This is a genomic window from Phocaeicola sp. (genome assembly GCF_048170425.1).
Taxonomy (GTDB): Bacteria; Bacteroidota; Bacteroidia; order Bacteroidales; family Bacteroidaceae; genus Phocaeicola.
Map to the genome: position 1 here is coordinate 1 of NZ_DBEXBB010000042.1, position 4648 is coordinate 4648.

The window sequence follows — 4648 nt, forward strand, 5'->3', positions numbered from 1 at the left end:
CTTTCTCACTATTGATTCCGATATTAAATATTTTGTTCAAGACCGGAGAGAACAGAAGTGTATATCAGCTGATGGAATGGGGAAGCGCTGATTTCAAAGATGTAGCTACTAATAATTTCTACTATTATACCACACAATTAATTGACAGTTTTGGCCCTGCCACTACCTTACTTTTCCTCGGTTTGTTTCTCGCAGGAATGACTTTACTCAAAACAGCCTGCTATTTTGGTTCATCGGCCATCATGATTCCTCTACGAACCGGAGTAGTAAGGGACATTCGTATTTTAGTATACAAAAAAGTAGTGTCGCTTCCTTTGGGCTTCTTTTCAGAAGAACGGAAAGGGGATATCATTGCCCGTATGAGTGGAGATGTGAACGAAGTAGAAACCTCCATTACCAGTTCTCTGGACATGCTGTTGAAGAATCCGATTCTAATCATTTCTTATTTTGCAACTCTCATTGTCACCAGCTGGCAGTTGACCTTATTTACCATCCTGGTATTGCCTACCATGGGATGGGTCATGGGAAAAGTGGGACGTGCCTTAAAACGCCAATCGTTAGATGCACAAAACCGCTGGAGCGACACCATGTCACAGTTGGAGGAAACCTTGGGAGGATTACGCATCATCAAGGCATTTATTGCAGAAAAGAAAATGACGGCACGATTTGAGAAATGTTGCAATGACTATCGTGACGCAGTAAATAAGGTTGCTATCCGCCAGTCATCAGCACATCCTATGAGTGAATTTTTAGGTACATTGCTTATTGTGGCTGTGCTTTGGTTCGGAGGTTCTTTAATTTTATCGAACCACTCCTCTATCAATGCGTCTACCTTTATATTCTACATGGTAATTCTATATAGTGTTATCAATCCGCTCAAGGAATTCTCCAAGGCAAGCTATAACATTCCACGAGGATTAGCCTCTATGGAACGTATTGACAAGATTCTGAAAGCAGAAAATACTATCCAGGATCCCGTACACCCACAACCTTTGAAAGAAGTAAAAGAAAAGATTGAATTTAAAGATATTTCATTCAGCTATGACCAAAAGAAAGAAGTTCTGAAGCATATCAACCTGACGGTAGAAAAAGGCAAGACTGTGGCTCTGGTAGGCCAGTCCGGTTCCGGAAAATCCACATTAGTAGATTTGCTTCCACGTTATCACGACGTACAGCAGGGAGAAATTACCATCGACGGAACCAACATCAAGGAAGTAGCCATTCACGACCTGCGCAGCTTAATTGGAAATGTCAACCAGGAAGCTATTTTGTTTAATGATACTTTCTTCAACAACATCGCTTTTGGAGTGGAAGGATCAACCATGGAACAGGTAGTTGAAGCAGCCAAGATTGCCAATGCACACGATTTCATCATGGAAAAACCGGAGGGATACGATACTAATATTGGCGACCGTGGAAGTAAACTTTCTGGCGGACAACGCCAGCGTATCAGTATCGCACGCGCCATATTAAAGAATCCTCCGATTTTGATTCTGGACGAAGCGACCTCGGCCCTTGATACGGAGTCTGAACGTCTGGTACAAGAGGCACTGGAAAGACTCATGAAAACCCGTACTACAATTGCTATTGCCCACCGGTTATCAACAATTAAAAATGCAGATGAGATATGCGTACTCTATGAAGGTGAGATTGTAGAACGAGGCACACACGATGAACTGATTCTGAAAAACGGATACTACAAACGACTCCATGATATGCAGTCGCTATAAACAATAAAAAAGTGGAGAGTCACAAAAGACTCTCCACTTTTTCTATAATCTGATTGGGAGTAATTTGCCTTAAGCAAGCATAATCACCTCGCATACATGGTTTATTTCCAAAAATAGAGCAAGGACGACAAGGCAAATTCATCTGTACTGCATTTTTTTCACTTTGCCCCCATCCCATAAATCCTGCATAAGGATGTGTAGCCCCCCATACAGAAACGACCGGAGTACCTACTAACGATGCCAAATGCATATTTCCGGAGTCCATTGCAAGCATCACATCCAAATGACTCATTAACGCTAATTCTTCTGCCATCTTTAATTTGCCAGCTACGGATACCACTCGTGGATAGGCTTGTTGCCATTGTTCTAATTGTGCCACCTCCTTCTCACCTCCACCAAAAAGAAACAACTTTACATTTTCCCTACTGGAAAGAGAGCGGACAACCTGCCCCTGAAGTTCGATAGGATACACCTTTCCCTGATGAGCAGCAAACGGAGCCACTCCAATCCATTTATCATGCACCTCTTTATGCCCTACAACCGAGCGTATATTTTCAATATTTCCCTTCTCATTTCCATAAATAGAATGAAAAGAAAGAGGAAATGAAAATCCTAGTTGTTTAAACACAAGTACATAACGCTCAAAAGAAGTAATTTGTGGAGTCAACACTTTATTTTCAACAGCCGTCAGTTCCTTTCTTTTACCTCTTTCTTTATCTATACATGCCACTTTCACTCCACTGAGTTTAAAGCAGCAAGAAAGAAAACGACTACGTAATACTCCATGCAAATCGGCTACAAAATCAAACTGTTCATGCTTGAGAAGAGAAAACAGGCGAAGCAATCCTTTGATTCCGGCAAATTCTTTTTTCACATCCACGCCCCGAAACGAGACATTGGATGGAACCTGCGTAAACAATGCGGCCATATTAGGGCGACTTAACACCACAACCTGATGCTGAGGAAAAGAGTTCGCAAAAGAATAAAGCACCGGGACTGTCATTGCCACATCTCCCAGTGCCGAAAAACGAATGACCAGAATCTTTGCCATAGTCAAAAAAAGTCTGATTATTTCTTTCCGTATAATACCGGATTTAATGCCGGATCATTGTACATCTTCATCTGTTTGTACACTTTCATATACTTGCGTCCAGCTTCAATGTCTGCAATCAGCTGGTCAATAGCCAATGACAAATCTTTCTGTTGCTCCAACAACACAGCAAGTTTCGCCTCGCATTGTTTATGATGAGCTTCATTTGTATCTGTACGTTCCACTTCCTTACGCATGTGATAAATCTTCAAAGCCAATATAGACAGGCGGTCAATAGCCCATGCCGGACTTTCCGTATTAATTGTAGCTTCATAAGAAGGAGTTATATCTTTATATTTATCCAGGAAGTAGCTATCAATCAATTCCACCAAGTCAGTACGATCCTGATTAGACTTGTCAATTCTGCGCTTCAACACCAATGCTTCTGCCGGATCGATATGAGGATCACGAATAATATCCTCAAAATGCCATTGCACAGTGTCAATCCAGTTTTTCAGATACAAATAATATTCAATACTCTTCAATGGATATGGATTACTAATAGGAGCATCCACGTTATCCGTCTTATGATAATCATTTATAACCTGCTCGAAAATAGGACGACATAATTCTGTAAAAGTCATAACAACAAATTTTAAACAGTGAATAATGATAAACAAAAATAATGATTGTTTCACAAATAAACAACTGATAGTCTTTCAAAATTCACATACACTCAGTCAGGGAAAATACTAACTTTGCAACCCAATAATTCGGACAAAGATGAAAGTAATCGTAGACAACAAAATACCTTACATCCGCGAAGCCATCGAACAACTGGCGGATGAAGTGGTCTATCTGCCCGGAAAGGCCTTCACACCAGAGGCCGTAAAAGACGCAGATGCCCTGATTATCCGCACACGGACAATCTGTAACCGGAAACTGCTGGAAGGGAGCAACGTACGGTTCATTGGAACGGCTACCATCGGATTCGATCATATTGATACAGCATATTGCCTGCAAGCTGGCATTGCCTGGAGCAATTGTCCCGGATGCAATGCGGGGGCTGTAGAACAATATCTTCACGCCGTGCTTCTGCTTCTTCAAAAAGAGAAGGGAATCAACCTGCAAGAATCCTGTTTAGGTATCATTGGTGTAGGGCATGTAGGAGAACGTATCCGGCAGATGGCACAACGTATCGGATTGAAGGTGCTGCTGAATGACCCTCCCCGGGCAGATCAAGGAGAAGAAGGCTTCTGTTCATTAGACACACTGGCCGAACAATGTAACATTCTGACCTTTCATACACCGCTCATCCGGGAAGGAAAATATAAAACCTACCACTTGGCCGACAGTGCTTTTTTTCAAAAGCTACAACAAGCCCCTTACCTCATCAATACCTCACGTGGAGAAGTTGTAGATACAGAGGCACTGCTCGCAGCAATGAATAAAGGTCTCGTAACGGGTGCTGTCATTGACGTATGGGAAAATGAACCCCACATCAGCCAGGAACTGCTCGATAAGGTATTTATCGGCACACCTCACATTGCCGGTTATTCTGCCGATGGAAAAGCCAATGCTACCCGCATGGTATTGGAAGCTTTTTGCCGTTTCTACCATAAACAGGCTAATTTTCACATTGCCCTCCCCGACAATCCGAATCAAACCTTATCGCAGGACGAGAATGTGAGGGTACTTCAATTGTATAACCCGCACAAGGACTGCGAAGAATTGCGTGCACATCCGGAGCTGTTTGAACAACTGCGCGGTGACTATCATTTACGAAGGGAATAAGGCATAAAAAAACAAGTTTACGTGCACAGAATGTATAAAAATGTGCAAAGGAAAAGCATTTATTTGCCTGAATATTTGCTTAGAATCAGAAATA

General features: G+C 42.1%; 4 protein-coding genes. 2 read left to right on the top strand and 2 right to left on the bottom strand.

Going from position 1 to position 4648, the window contains the following annotated elements; all coding sequences use genetic code 11:
• A partial coding sequence (locus ACMJ0U_RS01640; RefSeq protein WP_417127755.1) for an ABC transporter ATP-binding protein occupies nt 1-1730 on the top strand: 1730 nt, incomplete at its 5' end.
• Nucleotides 1731-1749: 19 nt separating this feature from the next.
• Here ACMJ0U_RS01640 and ACMJ0U_RS01645 read toward each other — a convergent pair.
• Entirely contained in the window at nt 1750-2781 is a 1032-nt protein-coding gene (locus ACMJ0U_RS01645) for a glycosyltransferase family 9 protein (protein WP_417127756.1), read from the bottom strand.
• A 17-nt stretch (nt 2782-2798) separates the two neighbouring features.
• A complete protein-coding gene (locus tag ACMJ0U_RS01650; RefSeq protein WP_417127757.1) occupies nt 2799-3404 on the bottom strand; it encodes a DUF4254 domain-containing protein in 606 nt (201 codons plus the stop codon).
• Between the two features lie 139 nt (nt 3405-3543).
• On the opposite strand from ACMJ0U_RS01650, the gene pdxB reads away from it, so the two are divergent.
• Nucleotides 3544-4554, top strand: coding sequence for a 4-phosphoerythronate dehydrogenase PdxB (gene pdxB / locus ACMJ0U_RS01655; protein WP_417127758.1), 1011 nt, complete (start codon nt 3544-3546; stop codon nt 4552-4554).
• Nucleotides 4555-4648 lie beyond the last annotated feature (94 nt).

What these genes read in the sequence shown, in the direction of transcription:
- ACMJ0U_RS01645 (WP_417127756.1), bottom strand. Translation starts at nt 2,781, where the DNA reads ATGGCAAAGATTCTGGTCATTCGTTTTTCGGCACTGGGAGATGTGGCA.
- ACMJ0U_RS01650 (WP_417127757.1), bottom strand. Translation starts at nt 3,404, where the DNA reads ATGACTTTTACAGAATTATGTCGTCCTATTTTCGAGCAGGTTATAAAT.
- pdxB (WP_417127758.1), top strand. Translation starts at nt 3,544, where the DNA reads ATGAAAGTAATCGTAGACAACAAAATACCTTACATCCGCGAAGCCATC.